21 protein-coding genes are annotated in these 20,212 nt (G+C 71.7%); 8 read left to right on the forward strand and 13 right to left on the reverse strand.

What is annotated here, in order from left to right:
• Positions 1–3 precede the first annotated feature (3 nt).
• The 11 genes from flgK to KAH28_RS13475 form a co-directional block, all read right to left on the reverse strand.
• A complete protein-coding gene (flgK, locus tag KAH28_RS13425) occupies positions 4–1,860 on the reverse strand; it encodes a flagellar hook-associated protein FlgK (RefSeq protein WP_290577453.1) in 1,857 nt (618 codons plus the stop codon).
• Complete coding sequence (gene flgJ, locus KAH28_RS13430) at positions 1,857–2,738, reverse strand: flagellar assembly peptidoglycan hydrolase FlgJ (protein WP_290577455.1); 882 nt, start codon at positions 2,736–2,738, stop codon at positions 1,857–1,859. Before flgJ ends, flgK begins: the two co-directional genes overlap by 4 nt.
• Positions 2,738–3,853 carry a flagellar basal body P-ring protein FlgI gene (locus KAH28_RS13435; RefSeq protein WP_290577457.1) on the reverse strand — a complete coding sequence of 372 codons (1,116 nt, stop codon included), beginning with the start codon at positions 3,851–3,853 and terminating at the stop codon, positions 2,738–2,740. The genes flgJ and KAH28_RS13435 overlap by 1 nt, the downstream gene beginning before the upstream one ends.
• Before the next feature lie 11 nt (positions 3,854–3,864).
• The gene (locus KAH28_RS13440) at positions 3,865–4,530 is read right to left on the reverse strand and encodes a flagellar basal body L-ring protein FlgH (protein WP_290577459.1); all 666 of its coding nucleotides are present in this window, start codon (positions 4,528–4,530) and stop codon (positions 3,865–3,867) included.
• 11 nt (positions 4,531–4,541) lie between these two features.
• Positions 4,542–5,327 (reverse strand): flagellar basal-body rod protein FlgG, encoded by a 786-nt coding sequence (gene flgG / locus KAH28_RS13445; RefSeq protein WP_290577461.1) that lies wholly within the window; start codon positions 5,325–5,327, stop codon positions 4,542–4,544.
• A gap of 11 nt (positions 5,328–5,338) precedes the next feature.
• Positions 5,339–6,067, reverse strand: a complete 729-nt coding sequence (flgF, locus tag KAH28_RS13450; protein WP_290577462.1) for a flagellar basal body rod protein FlgF — start codon at positions 6,065–6,067, stop codon at positions 5,339–5,341.
• 65 nt (positions 6,068–6,132) lie between these two features.
• Positions 6,133–7,353, reverse strand: a complete 1,221-nt coding sequence (gene flgE / locus KAH28_RS13455) for a flagellar hook protein FlgE (RefSeq protein WP_290577464.1) — start codon at positions 7,351–7,353, stop codon at positions 6,133–6,135.
• 33 nt (positions 7,354–7,386) lie between these two features.
• Positions 7,387–8,049, reverse strand: coding sequence for a flagellar hook assembly protein FlgD (locus KAH28_RS13460; protein ID WP_290577466.1), 663 nt, complete (start codon positions 8,047–8,049; stop codon positions 7,387–7,389).
• On the reverse strand, positions 8,049–8,453 hold the full coding sequence (flgC, locus tag KAH28_RS13465; protein WP_290577467.1) for a flagellar basal body rod protein FlgC: 405 nt from the start codon (positions 8,451–8,453) through the stop codon (positions 8,049–8,051). Before flgC ends, KAH28_RS13460 begins: the two co-directional genes overlap by 1 nt.
• Before the next feature lie 8 nt (positions 8,454–8,461).
• A complete protein-coding gene (locus KAH28_RS13470; protein WP_290577469.1) occupies positions 8,462–8,797 on the reverse strand; it encodes a flagellar basal body protein in 336 nt (111 codons plus the stop codon).
• Between the two features lie 114 nt (positions 8,798–8,911).
• Positions 8,912–9,820, reverse strand: coding sequence for a chemotaxis protein (locus tag KAH28_RS13475; protein ID WP_290577471.1), 909 nt, complete (start codon positions 9,818–9,820; stop codon positions 8,912–8,914).
• 117 nt (positions 9,821–9,937) lie between these two features.
• On the opposite strand from KAH28_RS13475, the gene flgA reads away from it, so the two are divergent.
• The 4 genes from flgA to KAH28_RS13495 are packed head-to-tail and all read left to right on the forward strand — an operon-like array spanning position 9,938 to position 11,976.
• On the forward strand, positions 9,938–10,615 hold the full coding sequence (gene flgA, locus KAH28_RS13480) for a flagellar basal body P-ring formation chaperone FlgA (protein WP_290577473.1): 678 nt from the start codon (positions 9,938–9,940) through the stop codon (positions 10,613–10,615).
• Between the two features lie 50 nt (positions 10,616–10,665).
• Positions 10,666–10,989, forward strand: a complete 324-nt coding sequence (gene flgM, locus KAH28_RS13485; RefSeq protein WP_290577505.1) for a flagellar biosynthesis anti-sigma factor FlgM — start codon at positions 10,666–10,668, stop codon at positions 10,987–10,989.
• On the forward strand, positions 10,986–11,270 hold the full coding sequence (locus tag KAH28_RS13490; protein ID WP_290577475.1) for a hypothetical protein: 285 nt from the start codon (positions 10,986–10,988) through the stop codon (positions 11,268–11,270). The genes flgM and KAH28_RS13490 overlap by 4 nt, the downstream gene beginning before the upstream one ends.
• Positions 11,242–11,976 carry a flagellar brake protein gene (locus KAH28_RS13495; protein ID WP_290577477.1) on the forward strand — a complete coding sequence of 245 codons (735 nt, stop codon included), beginning with the start codon at positions 11,242–11,244 and terminating at the stop codon, positions 11,974–11,976. The genes KAH28_RS13490 and KAH28_RS13495 overlap by 29 nt, the downstream gene beginning before the upstream one ends.
• Before the next feature lie 48 nt (positions 11,977–12,024).
• On the opposite strand, the gene KAH28_RS13500 is transcribed toward KAH28_RS13495, so the two are convergent.
• Positions 12,025–13,302, reverse strand: coding sequence for a S8 family peptidase (locus KAH28_RS13500; protein ID WP_290577479.1), 1,278 nt, complete (start codon positions 13,300–13,302; stop codon positions 12,025–12,027).
• A gap of 229 nt (positions 13,303–13,531) precedes the next feature.
• Here KAH28_RS13500 and KAH28_RS13505 point away from each other — a divergent pair, with 229 nt between their 5' ends.
• The 3 genes from KAH28_RS13505 (at position 13,532) to KAH28_RS13515 (ending at position 15,847) form a co-directional block, all read left to right on the forward strand.
• On the forward strand, positions 13,532–14,047 hold the full coding sequence (locus KAH28_RS13505; protein ID WP_290577481.1) for a hypothetical protein: 516 nt from the start codon (positions 13,532–13,534) through the stop codon (positions 14,045–14,047).
• A gap of 172 nt (positions 14,048–14,219) precedes the next feature.
• Positions 14,220–15,284 carry a GGDEF domain-containing protein gene (locus KAH28_RS13510; RefSeq protein WP_290577483.1) on the forward strand — a complete coding sequence of 355 codons (1,065 nt, stop codon included), beginning with the start codon at positions 14,220–14,222 and terminating at the stop codon, positions 15,282–15,284.
• Positions 15,285–15,361: 77 nt separating this feature from the next.
• Positions 15,362–15,847 (forward strand): hypothetical protein, encoded by a 486-nt coding sequence (locus KAH28_RS13515; protein ID WP_290577485.1) that lies wholly within the window; start codon positions 15,362–15,364, stop codon positions 15,845–15,847.
• Here the strand turns inward: KAH28_RS13515 and KAH28_RS13520 are convergent.
• Positions 15,832–17,820 (reverse strand): hypothetical protein, encoded by a 1,989-nt coding sequence (locus KAH28_RS13520; protein WP_290577487.1) that lies wholly within the window; start codon positions 17,818–17,820, stop codon positions 15,832–15,834. The genes KAH28_RS13515 and KAH28_RS13520 overlap by 16 nt on opposite strands.
• Positions 17,821–18,009: 189 nt before the next feature.
• Here KAH28_RS13520 and KAH28_RS13525 point away from each other — a divergent pair, with 189 nt between their 5' ends.
• On the forward strand, positions 18,010–20,193 hold the full coding sequence (locus KAH28_RS13525; RefSeq protein ID WP_290577489.1) for a malate synthase G: 2,184 nt from the start codon (positions 18,010–18,012) through the stop codon (positions 20,191–20,193).
• Positions 20,194–20,212 lie beyond the last annotated feature (19 nt).

Here is a 20,212-nt window from a genome sequence, read left to right on the forward strand (position 1 = left end):
TTCTTACCCCCGGACCGCGCCGAGCAGCGTCTGGAAGAGCTGATCGGCCGTGCTGACCACCTGCGCTGCGGCCTGGTAGGCCTGCTGCAGGCGGATGAGATTGGCGGCCTCCTCGTCGAGATTCACGCCCGAAGTCGCCTCGCGTGCGGCCTCGTCCGCCGCCTGCAGGCGCGCGAAGCCGTCGCGCGCGGCCTCGGCGCGGCTGCTGACGACGCCGCCCGCTGCCACCAGATCGGCGTAGGCCCCCGCGGGCGTGCCGCCGCTGCCGGTGATGGCGCTGCCCGCCAGTCCGGCCAGCATGCGCGCGGCGCTGTTGTCGCCGCTGCCGGCGGCGGTCGGCGCCAGCGCCACACTGTCGCCGGCAACCGGCTGCCCCTGCACGGTCAGGCGCCAGCCCGCACCGTCTATGATGCCGTCGGCGCCCAGGGTCTGCAGCGCACCGCCGTCGATGCGATAGCTGGTGGCGTCCTCGAAGACGATGCTCGCCGGCGTGCGCGCGCCCGACGCAGCCGGGTCGGTGCTCTCCAGCCCGCTCACCGTGAGGGTGCCGGCATTGCCGCCCCCCAGCGTCGGCGAGAGCGCACCAGCGGCCGCGATCTGGCGGGCGCCGAGCGCGTTCACGCGCAGACCCGACGCGAGGTCGGCGCCCGGCGTCAGCGCGAATCGGTCGCCCTCGGCCGGCGTGCCGTTGACCACCACCGACAGCGCGCCGATGCGCAGCGGGTCGGCCGCGGTCCCGCTGCCGCTGAGCGTCGGCGCATCGCCCGCGGCGCCGGTGATCTGCCAGGCACCGCCGCTGTAGCGCAGCGTGAAGCGGCCCTCGGGAATGGCGCCGTCGTCGGCCAGCGATACCGACAGCGCCGCGCCGCCGCTGTTGGCGGCGTGGGCGCCGGCACCGAGCGTGCCCAGGCCGAACAGCGCCGCCCCGGGCTGGCCGTCGAGGTCGGTGCCGGCGGCCTGCACCGCGTTGACCGCGCGCGCGATGTCGCCGACCAGCGCGCCGAGCCCATCGAGCGCGGGCGTGACCACCTGTGTGCGTGCCGCATGCAGGCCGCCGAGCTCGCCACCGCCGGGAGCGCCGATCGGCACGTTGCTGCCGGCGCCCTGCACCACCAGTCGCTGGCGGTCGGGGTCCGCCGGATCCGGCTGCAGGCCCAGGCTGCGCGCTTCCGGTCCGAGCAGCAGGGCGTGTCCGTCCAGGGTGTAAATGTTGAGCTGGTCGCCGTCCTGGACCGCGGTCCGGATGCCGATGTGCCCGGCCAGCTGACGGGTCAGCCGGTCGCGCTGGTCGAGCAGGTCGTTGGCGTTGCCGGCGCCGGCCGCGATGTCGCGGTTGACGCGCCCCAGCCGCTCGAGCAGGCCGTTGGCCTCGGAAACGCTGGCGGCGGCACGCTGATCGATCTCGCCGTCGAGCCGGTTGAGGGCACCCGCCAGGGCGTTGGTGCGCTCGCCGAGACTGGCGGCGCGCCCCAGCAGGACCTCGCGCGCCGACGGATTGTTGGGATCGGCCGCGACATCCTGTGCCGCGGCGAAGAAGTCGTTGATGGCACCGGAGAGCCCGGTGTCGGCATCGGACAGCAGGCCGTCCACGCGCGCCGCGATGTCGGCCAGTCGGCTGTTCGCGGCGAGACCGCTGCTGTCGTCGACGAGGCGGCTGTTGGCGTAGACGTCCGCCAGCCGCTGCACGCCGTTGATGGTGACGCCGGCGCCGAAGGGCGACCCGGCAACCTGCGCCGAGAGCTCGACGCGCTGCCGGCTGTACCCCTCGACGCCGGCGTTGGCGACGTTGTGCGACGTGGTGGTCAGTGCCCGCTGATAGGCCAGCAGGCCGGAAAGCCCGACACGCAGGAGATCGGTCACAGCCTCTGCCCTCCGGCGGATGTGCCGTTGTCGAGCGCGGCGTCGAGCAGCGGCGAATCGTGCACGCGGCTCAGCTTGGCGGCGTAGTCGGGATCGGTGGCGTAGCCGGCCTCGGCGACCGCCTGCAGGAAGCCGGCGCCATCGGTCGCGCGCAGCGCGTCGGCGTAGCGCGGGTTGCCGCGCAGGAAGGCGGCGTAGTCCGCGAAGCCCTGCGCGGCACCGCCGTAGTCGCGGAAGTCGGCGCGCTCGGCGCGCAGCGCGCTGCCGTCGTGCTCCAGCGTGGCGCGCTCCGACCGCGCGCCCTGCCAGCGCGCGTCGGCCTTGATGCCGAAGTAGTTGTCGCCGGGCGCGTGCGCCCCCCAGCCCGACTCGAGCGCGGCGTGCGCGATGACGGCGCGCGCCGGCACGCCCAGCGCTTCGGCCACGGCCTCGGCGTGCGGCCGGATGCGTGCCACGAAGCTGCGGACGCGGTCGGCGGCATCGCCGGCCGGCGCCGCTTCGACGGCGCGCAGCGCGGGAATCCGGTCGCGGAGACGGTTCATGTCCAGGGTATCGGCCGGCGCCGCGGCATCTTGAGGCCGACCGGCGCGCAGCTGCGCCACCAGCGCTTCGGCGAGACCCAACCCGCGGCCGCTGCCGGCCAGGGTCTGCGCGAGCTCGCCGTCCATCATGCCGCGCCAGGTATCGGCATGCTTGCCGGCACCGTCGTCGCCGAAGCTGGTGGCGCGCATCGCCGACAGCATCTGCTTGGTGAGCAGCGCCTCGAACCGGCGCGCGACCTCGGGCAGCGCGGCATCCGGATCGGCGGCCGCGCGCCGGCGGAGCGCGCCGATGTCGCCGCCCTCCGGAACCGCCATGGCCGATGCCGCGCCGATCATCAGATCACCACCAGCTCGGCGCGCAGCGCGCCGACGCGCTTGAGCGCTTCCAGGATGGCGATGAGATCGCCCGGGGCGGCGCCGACCTCGTTGACCGCGCGCACCAGGTCGGACAGGGTCACGCCCGGATCGAACAGGAACATGCGGCTGTCCTCCTGCTCGACCTGCACGCGGCTGTCCGGCACCACCACGGTCTCGCCGTCGCCGAACGGCGCCGGCTGCGACACCCCGAAGGCCTCGGAGATGGTCACCGACAGCGAGCCGTGCGCGACCGCGGCCGGCGAGACGCGCACGTTGGCACCGATGACGATGGTGCCGGTGCGGCTGTTGACCACCACCCGCGCCGCCGAGGTGCCGGGATCCACCTCCATGCTCTCGAGCTCGGCCATGAAGCGGACGCGTGCGCTGGCATCGCGCGGCGCCCGCACCCGCACCGATACCGCATCGAGGGCCTCGGCGGTCCCGCCGCCGTAGACCGCGTTGACGCTCTCGACGATGCGCGATGCAGTGGTGAAATCGGCGCTGTGCAGATTCAGCGTGATGCTGTCGCCGCCGCCCATGCCGCCGGCAACCGCGCGCTCGACGATGGCGCCGCCGGGAATGCGCCCGGCCGACGGCACGTTCACCGACACCCGCGACCCGTCCCGGCCGGAGACGCCGAAGCCGCCCACCACCAGGCTGCCCTGGGCGACGGCATAGATCTGGCCGTCGGGCCCCTTGAGCGGTGTCATCAGCAGCGAGCCGCCGCGCAGGCTGCCGGCATTGGCGAGCGAGCTGACGGTGACGTCGATGGTCTGGCCCGGCTTGGCGAAGGCCGGCAGCTCGGCGTGCACCGCCACCGCCGCGACGTTCTTGAGCTGCGGATCGACGCCCGGCGGGATGGTGACGCCGAGCTGCGTCAGCAGGCTGCGCAGCGACTGCACCGTGAAGCGCGCCTGGCTGGTCTGGTCGCCGGTGCCGTCCAGGCCCACAACCAGGCCGTAGCCGATCAGCTGATTGGCGCGCACGCCCTCGACGGCGGCGAGATCCTTGAGCCGGTCCGCGTGCGCGGCGGAGGCCACGACCAGCAGACCGAGCAGCAGCAGGGACAGCAGGAAGGCGCGATTGGTGGGCATGGCGGCAGCTCCTAGAAGGGCCACAGCGGCGAATTGAAGAAGCGTCCGAGCCAGCCCTGCTGATTGGCCTGGCCGAGCTGGCCGCGGCCGCGGTAGGCGATGTCGGCCTCGGCGACGCGCAGCGACGGCACGGTGTTGTCGGGGGCGATGTCCTGCGGACGCACCAGACCGGTCAGCACGATGGTCTCGTCGCCGCGGTTGATGCGCAGGCGCTTCTCGCCACGCACGCGCAGCAGGCCGTTGGGCGTGACGTCGATGACGCGGGCGCTGATGTAGCCCTCGAGCTCGTTGGTCTGCTCGCTGGCGCCAGCACCCGAGAAGCTGTTGTCGCTCTGCGCGGCCGTCTCGAGGATGGGCACGCCGCCCTTGGTGACCGGGCGCCCGAACAGGGTCGGATTGGGCAGCTCCAGCGCGCTGCTCTTGCTGGTCTCGGTCGACGACGAGGTGCGCGCCTGGGTGCGCTCGGCCAGCACGATGGTGAGCACGTCGCCGGGCCGGCGCGCGCGCTGGTCGGCGAACAGCGACATCGGCGCGCCCGGCTGGAAGAGACTGCCGTTGGCCGCGGGCTGCTGCTCGGGATAGACCACCGGCTCGGGCGGCGTATCGATCGGCGACGGTGTCGATGCGCAGCCGCCGAGCGCGAGGGCCGCGAGCAGGAGAAGGCCGGTGCGATGCACGTCCCCGCCCCTCACAGCTGCTGGTTGACGAAGCGCAGCATCTCGTCGGCCGCGCTCACCGCCTTGGAGTTCATCTCGTAGGCGCGCTGGGTCTCGATCATGGAGACCAGTTCCTCGACGATGTTGACGTTGGAGGCCTCCAGCGAGCCCTGCACCAGGCTGCCCAGCCCGTCGAGCCCCGGGGTGCCCTGCTGCGGCGGACCGCTGGCGGCGGTCTCGGCGTAGAGGTTGCCGCCGCGCGGCTGCAGGCCGGCCGGATTGACGAAGTCGGTGAGCGTCAGGCGGCCGACTTCCAGCGGCTGGGCCTGATCGGCCATCTTGGCCGAGACCGTGCCGTCCGCCGCGATGGTGACGGTCTGCGCGCCCTCCGGGATGTTCACCGGCGGCTGCAGCAGGAAGCCCTGCGCGGTGACCAGCTCGCCCTGCGCCGAGAGCTTGAAGCTGCCGTCGCGGGTGTAGGCGATACTGCCATCGGCGAGCTGGATCTCGAAGTAGCCGCGACCGTCGACCGCAACGTCCAGCGCGTTGCCGGTCTGCTGCATGTTGCCCTGGGCGTGGTTCTTCTCGGTGGCGGCCACGCGCACGCCGGTGCCGAGCATCATGCCCGTGGGCATGTCGCTCTGCTGGGTGGTGGCGCCGCCCGGCTGACGCACGGTCTGGTAGAGCAGATCCTCGAACACCGCCCGGTCCTGCTTGAAGCCGGTGGTGTTGGCATTGGCGAGGTTGTTCGAGACCACCGACATGCGCGTGTTCTGCGCGTCGAGTCCGGTCTTGGCGACCCACAGGGCCTTCATCATGATGGTATCTCCTAGCCGCGACGCACCAGCCGCGAGCCCGCGGCGGCGTTCTCGTCGATGGTCTTCATGAGGTTGACGTTGAGCTCGAACTGCCGCGACAGCTCGATCATCCGTACCAGCGATTCGGCGGCGTTGACGTTGGCGCCCTCGACGCTGCCGGTGGCGAGCACGTTGCCGGCCGCGGGCAGCGCCTCGGCGCCGGCGCGCACGCCGAGCAGTCCGTTCTCGCTGCGCTGCAGGTCCTCCGGCGCGACCGTCACCACCGCGAGGCGGTCGAGCTGCACCATCGTCCCGTCGGCCGCGCCCTGCGGCACGACGCTGACGGTGCCGTCGGCGCCGATGGCGACGTGCTCGTGCGGCGGCACCGCGATCGGCCCGTTGGCGCCCATGACCGGATGCCCGCTGCCGGTGACCAGCTGGCCGTTGGCGTTGAGCCGCAGATCGCCGGCCCGCGTGTAGGCGGGCTGGCCGTCCGGGCCGAGCACGGTGAGATAGTGGTCGCCCTGCATGGCCACATGCAGCGGATCGCCGGTGTGCTGCACCGGGCCGTCGGCGTGCGAGACGCCGACCGGACGCAGCACCGAGTACTGTCGGGTTTCCGACAGCGGCATGGCCTCCGACGCCAGCATCTCGGCGCGGAAGCCGACCGTGCTGGCATTGGCCAGGTTGTTGCTGTTGGCGGCCTGCCCGCGCAGCGCCAGGGTGGCGGCGTTGGCGGCGATGTAGAGCGAGCGGTCCATGGGCGGATCCTCAGGTCGCTAGCGCCGCGGGATGCGGCGCAGCGACGTGGTATCGGAACGGGCCATCAGCGCCGTATGTTGAGGATGGTCTGGGTGACCTGATCCGAGGTCGTGATCATCTGCGCGTTGGCCTGGAAGGTGCGCTGCGCGGTGATCATGTTCACCAGCTCGGCGGTGAGGTCGACATTGGAGGCTTCGAGCGCACCGGACTCGATGGTGCCGAGGTCGCCGGCACCGGCAACGCCGCGCAGTGCCGGCCCGGAGTTGTAGCTCTCGGCCCAGGCGGTGTCGCCGATCTTGGACAGCCCCTCGGGATTGGCGAAGTTGGTCAGCGCGACCTGACCGAGCGGTGTGGCCTGGCCGTTGGTGAAGCGCGCCTGCACGATGCCCTCGCGGGTGATCTCGAGGCCGGTCATGCGGCCGGTGGCGAAGCCGTCCTGGCTCAGCGCGCTGACCGAGAAGCCGCCGCCGAACTGGGTGACATCGGAGAGGTCGAGGGAGAGCTCCAGATCGTCGGCACCGCCGCCCGGGGCGAAGGGCGGCAGCGTGATCTCGCCGCCGGCCGGGCTGGTGATGCGGCCGGCGCTGTCGAAGGTCAGCGTCTGCGGACCGCCGACGTCCTGTCCCTCGACGCGGGTGCGCAGCTCCCACTCGCCGTCGTTGGCGGTGCGCGAGAAGTACAGCGCCACCGTCCGCGCCTGCCCCAGCGAGTCGTAGGCGGTCACCGAGGTGGTGTGATTGAAGCTGCTGGTGTCATCGGGATCGAAGGGCGTCGTCTCCGGCACCTCGGAGGAGGCCGGCAGATTGAGACCCGCGGTGATCGCGCTGGTGGCACGCGGCGGATTGTCGGCCGTGGACACCTGCAGGTCCGCCAGCTGACCGGTATCGAAGCCGTCGGCGCCGCTGGCCGGGAAGACCTGCAGCCGCGACCCCTGCGGATTGACCACGTAGCCGTTGCGGTCGGTGCCCAGCGCGCCGGCGCGCGAGTAGGTCAGCTCCTGGCCATCGGCGAAGGTCAGGAAGCCCTGCCCGGAGATGGCGAGGTCGAGGGCGTTGTTGGTGAACTCGATCGAGCCCTGCCCGAACTGCTGACGCACGCCGGCGAGGCGCACGCCGTTGCCCACCGCGCGCTCGGTCAGTCCCTGCCCCGCGTTGGCGAAGACATCGGCGAACTCGGCGCGCGAGCTCTTGAAGCCGGTGGTGTTGGCGTTGGCGACGTTGTGGCCGGTAACGCTGAGGTTCTCGGAAGCGGCGTTGATGCCGGACAGCGCGACGGAAAAGCTCATGGTGGTTTCTCCTTGGAACGACGGTTCCGGTGATCAGGCGATGCGACGGATATCGGACAGCGCGGCCGGCGGCATGCCGTCGAGCTCGAGGGACACGTTCGCCCCGTTGCGCGTGACGGCGCTCACCGGTGCGGAAATCAGGGTGGGGATCTGGCTGGTGCCGCCGCCGGTGACCGCGCGCGCCGTCACCGTGTAGGCACCGGCCGGCAGCATCTCGCCCGCGGCGTTGCGGCCGTCCCAGGCGAAGGCAACCTCGCCGGCCTCGACCGCGTCGTAGCTCAGGCGACGGACGGTCTCGCCGGCGGCGTCGGTGATCTCGATCTCGACGCGCTGGGCGGGGCGGTCCAGGGCGGCGACGCCGGAGAAGCCGTCGCCGGAATGGCGGGTGTCGGCCTCGATCAGCACGTCGCGGCCGAGCAGCGCGGCGGCGGACAGGGTCTGCTCGCCGGCCAGGCGCTCGCCGAGATCTCCGAAGCCGCTGTTGAGCTGCTGCACGCCGTCGACGGTGCTGAACTGCGCCATCTGGCTGAGGAACTCGCCGTTGGTCTGCGGCTCGAGCGGGTTCTGGTTCTGCAGCTGCGCGAGCATGAGGCGCAGGAAGTCCTCCTGGCCGAGCTCGCGCGTGCCGCGCGCGGGCTGCTCCTGGGCGAGGCCGAGCGCGGCGAAGGGGTTGGTGGTGGTGCTGCCGATATCCATCAGGACCTCCCGAGGCGCAGCGTGGCCAGCATGAGGTCGCGCGAGGTCGACATGACGTCCACCGCGTTCTGGTAGGAGCGCGACGCCGAGATCATGTTGGCCATCTCCTCGACCGTGTTGATGGCCGGGGCGTAGATGTAGCCCTGCTCGTCGGCCATGGGATGACCGGGCTCGTAGCGCGCCTCGGCCGGCTTGCGGGAATCCGCCACCTCGGTGGTCGCGACGCCGGCAACCCCGGCCGCGTCCATGACGGCGCGGAACATCGGCACGCGCGCCCGATAGGCGGCGTCGGCCGAGCTCGCGACACTGTCGACATTGGCCAGATTGCTGGCGGTGGCATTGAGCCGCGTGTTCTGCGCCTGCATGGCGCTGGCGGCGATATCGAAGATGCGCAGGCTGCTCATCGGCGCGCCTACTGGCCGGTGATCGCGGTCATCATCGACGACGCGCGACCCTCGATGAAGCGCAGCGCGGCCTCGTAGCGCAGCGCGGCGTCGGCGAAGGCGGCCTGCTCGGCAGCGGCGTCCACACCGCTGCCGTCGAGGGCGGCATCGGCGGTGCGGTAGACCGTCTTCGCATCCGATCCGGACCTGCCCGCGGCGGCGGCCTCGAGTGCCTGACGAAAGTCGAGATCGCGGGCGCGGTAGCCGGCGGTGTCGGCGTTGGCGAGATTGCCCGCGATCAGCTCCAGTCGCCGCGCCTGCAGCTGCAGCGCGGTGTCATGGATGCCGAACAGTGGATGGGACATGGCGGCCCCTCGGTGACGGATACACCCGCCATCGAGCAACCGGCGTTCCCGGCCACCGCGACTTGAGGGCGACGCCGACGAACGGTCGCCCGGAACGCCCCGGCCGGTAGCGCCTCAGGCCGCGCGGCGGCCGGCGAGCGCGTCCAGCCTGGCGCGCAGCGCGCGCGACAGCTCGTCGCGGCTGAACTTGGTGATGAAGCAGTCCGCACCCACGCGCTCGACCATTGCGCGGTTGCTCACCCCGGACAGCGAGGTGTGCAGCAGCACGTAGAGGTCGCGCAGCGCCGGGTCGTGGCGGATCTCGGATGTCAGCGCGTAGCCGTCCAGCCGCGGCATCTCGACATCCGATACCACCAGCGCCAGGTCGTCCAGGGCGCCCAGCTCGGCCTGCGCGCGCAACCATTCCAGCGCGCGTTCGCCATCGGGCACGCTGACGCATTCGATGCCCATGCCGCGCAGCGTGTCCTCGACCTGGCGCCGCGCGACCTGCGAATCGTCCGCGATCAGTGCGCGCCAACCGCTGCCGGCTTCGGCGGGCGCGGCGACCGTGGCCCGGACACCGCCGCTGACCTCGGCGAGGATGCGCTCGACATCGACGATCTGCACGGTGCGCTGCCCGTAGCGGGTCATGGCGGTGAGATAGCCCTCCGGGTCGTCGGGCGGCAGCACGTCCGCGACGTCCACGTGCAGGATGCGCTCGACCCCCTGCACCGCGAAGGCCTGCAGGCGCCGGTTGAACTCGGTGACCACCGCGTAGCCGGCGCCCTCACCGTGCGTCAGGCCGAGCGCACCGGCGAGGTCCAGCACCGGCATGACGGTACCGCGGCAGTCGAAGATGCCGCGCACCAGCGGATGCGCGCGCGGCACGGTCTGCAGCGCCGGGCACGGCAGCACTTCGCGCACCTTGAAGACATTGATGCCGAAGGTGGCGTTGCCGCCGAGCGAGAACAGCAGCAGCGCGAGCCGGTTGTAGCCCGCCAGGCGGGTCTGCTGATCGATCGACTGCAATAGTCCGGTATCCATGGCGCCCATCATCGGCCGGAACCGGGCGCCATTGAGGCTTCCGCCGCTCGTCGGGGACCAGCGGCGCGCGGCACGCGCATTGCCTCTCCCTCATCGGGTCCGTTCACTGGAATGCGCATGGCACTCGCCACCGCCCGCACCGCCACTCTGCTTGCCGCTCTGCTCGCCGCGCTGCTGCTGCCGCCCGCGGCCGGCGCCCAGTGGGAGGCGACCGAGCGCCTGCGCACGGCGGCCGCCCAGGCTCTGGGCAGCGAGAGCGCGCGGGTGGCGGTCGACCCCAACACGCGCGTGCCGCGCTGCAGCCAGCAGCCGAGCGGGCACGTCCGCGCGCGCAGCCGCAGCGGCGCCAGCATCGAGATCAGCTGCGCACGACCGGCATGGCGTCTCTACGTGCCGGCGCGCGTCGCCGGGCGCGCGGAAGTCGCCGTGCTGGCGCAACCGGTGGCGGCGGGCGCCACGCTGCGTGCCGGCGACATACGGCTGGAGGCGCGCGACACCGCGACGCTCGGCTACGGCTGGATCGACGAGCCCGACGACCTGGTGGGGCGCCGGATCCGGCGCAGCCTGCCCGCTGGTCACCCGCTCAGCCCCGGTGATCTGGAACAGCCGCGTCTGGTCGCGACCGGCGATACCGTGACCATCGTCAGCCGTACCCACGGCATCGAGGTGCGCATGCGGGGCCGCGCACTCTCGCATGGCGGCAGGGACGAGCAGATCAGCGTACGCAACATGCAATCCGGCCGCACCGTCGACGCCGTCGTCGTCGCGACCGGGACCGTGGAGGTAGGCCCGTGAACCCGTTGACGATCGGCAATCTGGTGGCATCGCTCAAGTCCGCGAGCAGCGTGCCGATAACGCCTGCGAACCCCTCCTCGCAGGATGCCGCTGCCATGAAGATCGACCCTGCCCGCACCGCGGGTGCCGCCCGGGGCGTCGCATCCGGAGGCGAAGTGCGCCGCCCGGAGAGCGCGAGCGCGCCCGCCGATCCGCCCGCCGACTCGCCGGTGCTGCGCTCGCGCGCCGACGCCGGCGGCCCCCAGCCCTTCGACAGCGCGCGCGTGGCGACGCTGCGCGAGGCGGTCGCCGAGGGCCGCTACCAGCCCGACGGCGGCGCCATCGCCGACGCCCTGATCGCGCTCGAATCCGATCTGGGCGGCGTGCGCCGGTGAGCGGAGCCCCGGACAGCGCCCTGCGCACGGCCCAGGAGGCCCTGATCGACGCCATCGCGGCGGCCGATCATGCCGCCATCCGCCGCGCCACCGAATCGTTCCGCTCGGCGCTGCGCGCGCCGGCACCGTCCGATGCCTCACCCGAGAGCCTCGCCACGCAGCGCCGCCTCGCCGCGGTCCTGCAGGCGCGCCTCGGACAGACACGCCTGGCCCTGGATGCGCTGGGCCTCCAAGCACGCGACTACGACCGCCATGGACGCATCGCTGTCGACCGCTCCTGACATCGATATCGCCGGCCTGGTCGAGGACCCGGCGGAAGCCGCACGGCTGCTCGTGCGGCTGCGGCGCCTGCGCAACCTGGTCACGCTGCGCGCCGCCACCAGCCAGCGCGAATTCAGCTCGATGCTGCTGTCGCTCGACCTCCAGCATCGCTACCTGGTGCTCGACGCACCGCGGCCGCGTCCGCCGGAGGGGCTGTTCATCGGCGGCACGCGCGTCTACGCGCGCACCCAGCTCGACGGCGCGGCCCTGGTGTTCACCGCCCACATCGACAGCATCATCACCCGCGACAGCGAGGGCGACGCCGCCGACGGCAGCCTGATGCTGGAATGGCCGGGCCGGGTCAGCTACTACCAGCGGCGGCGCGACTACCGCGTGAGCGTGCCGGCCACGCTGATGCATACCCCCGCACGGCTGGTGGTCGGCGGCAAGGCGCGCGAGGCGCGGCTCGTCGACCTGTCCACCTCGGGCGCGGCGATCCTGCTCACCGGGGATACCGCCGGTCTCCACGAGGAGGAATGCGTCGACTGCGTGCTGCCCCTGCCCGAGCGCGACCTGCGCGCACCGCTGCGCGTGCGCAACCTGACCCGGACCCGGGACGGCGTCCGCATCGGCGGCACGCTGCAGATCGACGGCAGCAGCGAGTTCGAGTTGCTCCAGCGCACGGTGACCACGATCGAGCGCTGGTGGCTGCAGAAGCATCCCTGATGCCGAACGGGGCGGGAACCGCCGGTCCCCGCCCCGCCGGCCGGAGCGCTACTCCGGTCGCACGTAGAGCAGCCGGTTCGGGGACCCGGCGCCGATCGCGCTGAGCGCGCCACTGGTGGCATCCGCCACGATGGCGTCGAACACGCCCGCCGGATCGCCGGCCTCGTCGAGCAGCAGCGCCGCCGCACCGGCAACATGCGGCGAAGCCATCGACGTGCCGCTGATGGTGTTGGTCTGGGCATCGCCGTCGTGCCAGGCGGAGGTGATGTCGCTGCCGGGCGCGAAGATGTCGACGCAGCTTCCCAGATTGCTGAAGCTGCTGCGATCGTCGTTGACGGTGGTCGAGCCGACCGTGATGGCCTCGTCGACACGGCCCGGGGAACCGCCGCAGGCGTCGGCATCGTCGTTGCCGGCGGCGACCACCATGACCACGCCGGCCGCCACCGCATTGCGCACGGCATCGTCGAGCGCGGTCGAGGCACCGCCGCCGAGGCTCATGTTGGCCACCGCGGGCATGCTCGCGTTCTCCGCCACCCAGTCGATGCCCGCGATGATCGCCGACGTCGGACCGCTGCCGCTGCAGCCGAGCACGCGGACGCCGTACACCGTCGCGGCCTTGGCGATGCCGTAGGTGGTGCCGGCCGCGGTGCCGCCGACATGGGTGCCGTGGCCGTTGCAGTCCTCGAAGTTTGCCGGGTCGGGCTCGATGCCCAGCAGGTTGCCGAGAAGACCGCCCAGCAGGCCGCCGATCAGCGGCAGGTCGAGCGTGTCGACGACGAAGTTGCGCCCGCCGCCGACCCTGCCGGCAAACGCCTCGTGCGTGCTGCGGATGCCGGTGTCGATGATGTAGATATGGGTGCCGGCGCCGCCGTCGGCCGGGTAGCGGTACTGATTGTCGAGCATGCGCTGACGCTCGTCGCTGCGGTCCAGCCCCCACGTGGCCGGCGTCTGCGATGCCGTCTGGGTGATCGACATGCGCTGGTCCTGCTCGACGTAGTCGACCAGCGGATTGCCCGCGAGCAGACGTGCCGACAGGCCGTCCAGCCGCACGACGGCACCGTTGATGATGGGCAGCTCGCCGATGAGGGTGCCGCCGATCAGTCCCAGCAGGTTTCCTACCGTGGTAGCGATGGGACCGGCGTCCGGATTGAGCCTGACGATGTACTGCCCGCTGATGGCATCGGGACTGTCGGCGTGACGCACGGTGCCGAGCCGTTCCCCGATCGGAAGCAGTCCGCCGTCGCCGAACAGCTGGGCCGAGGCGGTCTGCGCGACCGATGCGGCAAGCACGCCCGCCGCGATGAAGGCTGACCTTCGAAAACGCATGTCTCCTCCCTGTTGGGTTCGAATGAGATTCCCGGCGAACGGCTTCGAGCCGAACGCCCGTTCAGATTACGCACCGCAGATGAAGGCTGCATGGAGGCCGACCGCGCTCGCGCGCCGGCGCAATGACGGCCGTTGCGAAGCGGTGTCCGGGCTGTGGCCGGGACTTCCGCGCCGTCGCTGCGCCGTGCCACACTGAAATCCGGATGCATGCATGCGACGGGGGGTTCGCATGACACCGCTTCGGCACCTGGCACCGCAGATCCTGCTGGCGCTGTCCGCGCTGGCGGCACTCGCCGTGGTCCCGGACTGGCCGCACCGCCACCCGGGTGATCCGCATTTCCTGGCCGTCATCGCGTGCGCCCTGCTGTACGGGCTGCTGCTGGCGCGGCCGTCGGCGCCCTGGAGCGAGGGCAGCCTCAATCGCCGGCTGGGTGCGGCGTTCCTGCTGTTGCTGCCGGTCATCTATGTGGGGGCCGCGCTGCGCTTCTCGGCACCGCCCGCTGCCATGGCACTGGAGCTGGCCGGCCTGGCGGTCTGGGCGGGACTCGCCTGGGGCGCGCTGCGCAGCGGACACGTGCTGGCGCTGGCCTGCGCGCTGCACGCGCTCTGGGACGCGGGCCACTTCGCGCGTGCCGGCTACATCCACGACTGGTACGTGGTGGCCTGCATCGCCGTCGATATCGGCATCGGCGCCTACGCGCTGCTGATGGTGCACCGTGCCACCGCTGCCGGACAGGCCGCCTGAACGCCGGCAGCCACCATCCGGCGCGGAGGCTCTGGCCCGGAGTGCGGGAATCGCCGATGATCGGAATCCGCTGCATCAACGTGCGTGACGACCACGAAGAGGAGACCGGGCCATTCGCCGCAGACCCGCCGAAAGCCTGAGACAGCAACTGTCCACCAACCGCCGCAACCGCGTGTTCATCGTGCTGGTTGCCGGCGTGCTGATGGCACTGGCGCCCAGCATGGATGCGGAGTTGCTGATGCGGATCCCGCTGCCCGGCGTCGAATCCGGCAGCCTCTGGCTGCTGGCCATGACGCTGGCGCTGATCACCGCCGGCGTGCTGTGCAGCGCGCGCCTGGCGCAGCACGGTCAGTGGCTGTTCGTCGGCTTCCTGTCGCTGGTGGTCGGCGCCGAGCTGGTGCTGCGCTGGGTGGCCGCGCCGGCCGAACTGCTGCGCCCCTTCGACGGCACGCTCATCGCACTGTTCGCCGGTATCGGCTTCGGCCGGCTGACGCCGCGCTACTCGGTCCCCTTCACGGTGGCGGCGCTGGCGCTGCTGGTCAGCAGCGACCTGCTGCTCGTCCAGGGCGGCTTCAGCAGGGTCGCCGCCCACGTCGCCGCCGACGTGCTGCCCGCCTTCCTGGCGCTGTGGCTGGCCGTGCACAGCGAACGGCAACTGCGCACCTATGCGCACGACGCCGAATCCGACGCGCTCACGGGACTCCTCAATCGGCGCGGATGGGACGAGCACGCCCGGAACACGCTCGTCGAGTCGGCGCGGGCGCGCAAGCCGGCGAGCGTCGTCCTGGTCGATCTCGACACCTTCAAGTCGGTCAACGACCAGTTCGGGCACGCCGCCGGCGACGATACCCTGCAGCGCATCGGCAGCGCCCTGCGTGCGCGGGTCCCCGAGCCCGACGGCGTGGTCGCGCGTCTGGGCGGCGACGAGTTCGCGATGGCCCTCTACGACTGCCCGGCCGGAACGGCGGAGCGCACGGCCGTTGCGCTGCTCGCGGACATCCGTGCACTGCCCTATCGGCCGACCATCGACGGGAGCGACCGCGCGCTGACCGCGAGCGTCGGCATCGTCGAGCAGCCGCCGGGCCGCGTCCTGCCCCTCGCGGACACCCTGGCGCGGGCAGACGCGCTGATGTACGCGGCCAAGCGTGCCGGCGGTGACCGGGTCGCGGACGCCGAGTGCGAACCAGATCACAGATCCGGTCCGTCCGCGGTGGGCACGCGGACCGGGCCGGAGTAGCCTTATCGAGGGTGTCCGCCGGCCACCCGCGCATCACGGAAGGACCGCCGGCACGCCGTACCAGCGAGGTGTTCGCCATGCGCTTCTTGTCCATCCCTGCCTGCCTGACCGCGCTGGCGCTCGCCCTGCCGGCGCACGCCATCAACCCGGAGGCGCTGCGCGCGTTCGTGCGGCACGACGCCACCGAGATGCGCAATGTCGATGCCGACCTCCGCCTGGACGGCGAGCGCATGCGTTTGATCCGCGGCGACCGCGTCGAGGGGAGCTGTCGCTTCGACTTCTCGCCGACCGTCGATCCGAGCCTGCCCAACCCGGCGCAGATCGAGATCGGCCGGAACGACACCACCTGTGAATCACTGGTGCTCGAGGGGCAGTTCCCGCAGTCGGCACTGGCCAGCGCCACCGCACTGCGCAGCTGGTGCGACAGCGATCATGGTGCGGGGCGGATGCACGACAGCGCCGCCACCTGCGGCTGCGCCCACGACGAGGGTGCAACGCCGGCTGCGGGCAGCGACGAGCTGCGCGCCCGCATGCAGCGCTTCGTCGGCTACCTGCCGTTCTGAACCGCAGCGCCGGTCGCCAGACCGACGTCGACCGACCGCGCCAGCGCGAACCGCGCTCGCGCCAGATGCGCCGCGATCCGCTCGCGACGATCGCGCAGATGGTCGAGCGCCCGTGTACGCACTACCCTGGCCTGTTCGTCCCGCAGTTCGGCCAGCCGGGTGCGTAGCGCCTCGCGCTGAGGCCGGTCGCCCGCACCGGCACGATCGATGGCGGACAGCAGGGTCTGCAGCACGCCGATATCGCGATAGGTGCGCAGGTCGCGCTGGAAGGTTGCTCCGGCAAGGAGCTCGGTACTCCAGTCGGTCAACCGCAGATCGGGCAGGCCGCGCGCGTGCCAGTCACGCCCCATGCGCCCCGGCTCTCCGGTCGCCGCCATGGTGTCGAGGAAGCGCTGGTGGTCGAATGCTGCGAGATCGCCGTCGATGGCGTCCAGCGCCGATTCCAGCGCCGCGACCGTGTCGCGGTAGCGGCCGGAAGCGCGCGTTTCCTCGCCGATCTGCCCGAGCAGGTACGCGGAACCCAGCATGCCCTCCTGCACGACCGGGTCGAGCGGGTCGCCGGCCGCCAGCGCATCCCAGTAGTCCAGCGCGGCACGCATCTGCCCCACCGCGACCGCGCCCGGATCGGAGCCCTGACGCCAGGGCAGCAGATCCAGCAGACGCTCGCCCGTCCCGCCGACGGCGTCGGGACGCGACAACGCGACCCAACCCATGGCGAGCAGGCCGCGGTTGCCGTAGGGACCGGCCAGCCCGATGCGCTCGAGCGCGCGGTGGGCGGCACCGAAATCCCGCGCGTCGAGATGGCGCTGGCCCAGCAGCAGGTTCGCCCGGTCGGCGAGATAGCGCTCGACATCGGTGTCCCTGTCGGCACGACCGACGCGGCGGAGCGTCGCCAGGCCGTCGGCGATCCGCCCCGCGCGCAGCTCCGCGATGCCGAGGTTGTAGGTCGCGAAGGCGTCGTCGTCGTGCCCGGCGGCGCGCCGCAGGACATCGACCGCCGCATCCGGTCGCTCGACGGCGAGCAGCAGGCGCCCGCGCAGCGCGTCGCGCTCGGCGCGGGCGGCCGCCTCGGCCGGCGGCGGCAGCCGATCGAGACGTGCCAGCGCGACCGCCGCGCGGTCGCGCTCGAGCAGGGCCGCGGCCAGGGCCATCTCGACCGCATGGCGCCGACGCGGATCCGCCTCGCCATCGACCCCGTCGAGCGCTGCCCGTGCCGTGTCGAGCAGGTCCAGCGCGACGCCGGCCTCGGCCAGCACCAGCCGGTAGTCGTCGCGCTGCGCGACAGCAGTGTCCGCGACACCGGATAGTGCGATCCAGGCGGCGAGCGCCTGACCGGTGGCCACCCGGTAGCGCGCGACATGCAGCACCGTCGCGGCGGCATCCGGGGCCGACGGATCGCGGCGATACCACCGCGGCGCACCGGCCCTGGCCCGGGTTTCCACCAGCGACATGCCCACCGACGAGCCGCGCTCCTCGGAGCTGATGATGTGCTCCTCCTGCGTCACGGGGAGCAGCACGGCGGTCGCGTCGCCGCCGGCGGGAAGCGCGACACGGTATTCGAGCGCGACCGGCGCATCGCGTCCGGCGAAGCGCCCCACGAGCTTGGCATCGAGCGTGCGCGCCGTTGCCGCCACCGGCAGACGCGCCAGCCGGTGCCAGCCACCATCGAGCAGGGCCCGCGCCTCGCGCGTGTCGTAGGTGTGCGTACCCAGGCGCTCTCCGGCCATGGACAGCTCGGCGCGCTCGATCAGGAAGCCGTCCGCTTCGACGCCGGCGTGGATCGAGATCGCGTCGCCCTGCTCCGGTGTCGCGCGCACCACCGCCGGCAGCAGACCGAGCACCTCGGCTTTCACCGTCTCGACGCGCTCGGCCAGCGGCGCGCCCGCCGCCACGGCACCCGTGACCGCCATCAGTACGGTGGCAGTCAGGCCGTGACGACCCATGCGGAACCCGAAGAGCGAATATCTGCGCATCGCGGATGAACAATCGATAGACCGTGAGACGAGCGGCGCGGTCAACCGCCCAACCTCGCAGCATGCCGCCCCCGTGTTACAGGCCGGGGTAAGGAGCGCCGGTACGCCTCCGGTGTACCGCGAACCGGGCGCCTCGACCGCTCGGACTAGAATAGGCGCCGATCAGAACCCACATCCAGGATGCACGCCATGACGGATTTCACCCAGGTCGGCGGACTGCGCGTCGCCACCGAGCTCAAGTCCCTGATCGATCAGGAGATTTGCCCTGGGACCGGGATTTCCCCGGATCACTTCTGGAGCGCACTCGAGAAGGCGGTCGCCGACTTCTCGCCCCGCAACCGCGCGCTGCTGGCCAAGCGTGACGACCTTCAGGAACGGATCGACGGCTGGCACCGCGAGCGCGCCGGACAGCCGCACGATGCCGCTGCCTACCGCCAGTTCCTGAGCGAGATCGGCTACCTGCAGCCGGAACCGGCCGATTTCGCGGTCACCACCGAGAACGTCGATACCGAGATCGCCGCCCAGGCCGGTCCGCAGCTGGTGGTGCCGGTGAAGAACGCGCGCTACGCGCTCAACGCATCGAACGCGCGCTGGGGCAGCCTCTACGACGCGCTCTACGGTTTCGACGTCATCCCCGAGGACGGCGGTGCCGAGCGCGCCGGCGCCTACAATCCGGTGCGCGGCCAGAAGGTCATCGCCTACGCGCGGGCGCATCTCGACCGCGCCGCGCCCCTGACCGACGGCAGCCATGCCGACGCCACCGCGTACCGCGTGGTCGACGGCGCGCTGCAGGTAATCCTGGAAGGCGGCCGTAGCAGCGGCCTGGCCGAGCCCGACAAGTTCGTGGGCCACCGCGGCGACGCGGCATCGCCCGAGGCGGTGCTCCTGCGCGTCAACGGCCTGCACATCGAGATCCAGATCGACCCGGGGCACCCCATCGGCAAGACCGATGCCGCCGGCGTCAAGGACCTGCTGCTGGAGGCCGCGGTCACCACCATCATGGACTGCGAGGATTCGGTGGCAGCGGTCGATGCCGAGGACAAGGCCGAGGTCTACCGCAACTGGCTGGGCCTCATGAAGGGCACGCTGTCGGCGCAGATGGAGAAGGGCGGCAAGCCGTTCACGCGCACCCTCAGCGCGGACCGCTTCTACACCGCGGCGGACGGCGGCGAGCTGCGCCTGCCCGGCCGCAGCCTGCTGTTCGTGCGCAACGTCGGCCACCTGATGACCAATCCGGCGATCGTCGATGCCGAGGGCAACGAGATCTTCGAGGGCATCATGGATGCCTTCGTGACCGCGCTTGCCGCGATGCACGACCTCAAGGCCGACAAGACCGCCCCGGACCACAAGGGCAACTCGCGCACCGGCTCGGTCTACATCGTCAAGCCGAAGATGCACGGTGCCGAGGAAGCCGCCTACGCGGTGGAACTGTTCACGGCCGTCGAGGATGCGCTCGGACTCGCGCGCGACACGCTCAAGATCGGGATCATGGACGAGGAGCGGCGCACCACCGTCAACCTCAAGGCCTGCATCAGGGAAGCGCAGTCGCGCGTGGTGTTCATCAACACCGGCTTCCTCGACCGCACCGGCGACGAGATCCACACCAGCATGCATGCCGGTCCGATGATCGCCAAGACGAAGATGAAGCAGACCGCCTGGATCAAGGCCTACGAGGACTGGAACGTCGACGTCGGCATCCGCTGCGGCCTGCCCGGCCACGCCCAGATCGGCAAGGGCATGTGGGCGATGCCGGACGAGATGGCGGCAATGATCGAGCAGAAGATCGGCCACCCCATGGCCGGCGCCACCACCGCCTGGGTGCCCTCGCCCACCGGCGCCACGCTGCACGCACTGCACTACCATCAGGTCGACGTCTTCGCGCGCATCGAGGAACTGCGCTCGCGCGAGCACGCCAGCCTGGACGACATCCTCACCATCCCGCTGATGGATGACCCGAAGGCACTGTCGGCTGACGACGTCCAGCGCGAGCTCGACAACAGCGCGCAGACCATCCTCGGCTACGTGGTGCGCTGGATCGATCAGGGCGTCGGCTGCTCGAAGGTGCCGGACATCAACGACATCGGCCTGATGGAAGACCGCGCCACCCTGCGCATCTCCAGCCAGCACATCGCCAACTGGCTGCTGCACGGCGTGTGCACGCGCGAGCAGGTCACCGACGCGCTGCAGCGCATGGCCGCGGTCGTGGACCGCCAGAATGCCGGCGATCCGCTCTACGAGCCGATGGCACCGGGCTTCGACGGGGTCGCCTTCGAGGCCGCCAGCGCGCTGATCTTCGAGGGCACCACCCAGCCCAGCGGCTACACCGAGCCGCTGCTGCACGCCTACCGGCTCAAGAAGAAGGCGCAGCAGTAGATCCACTGACGGCGTCGCG

Origin of the sequence: Algiphilus sp., from assembly GCF_023145115.1 — a bacterium.
Lineage (GTDB): Bacteria > Pseudomonadota > Gammaproteobacteria > Nevskiales > Nevskiaceae > Algiphilus.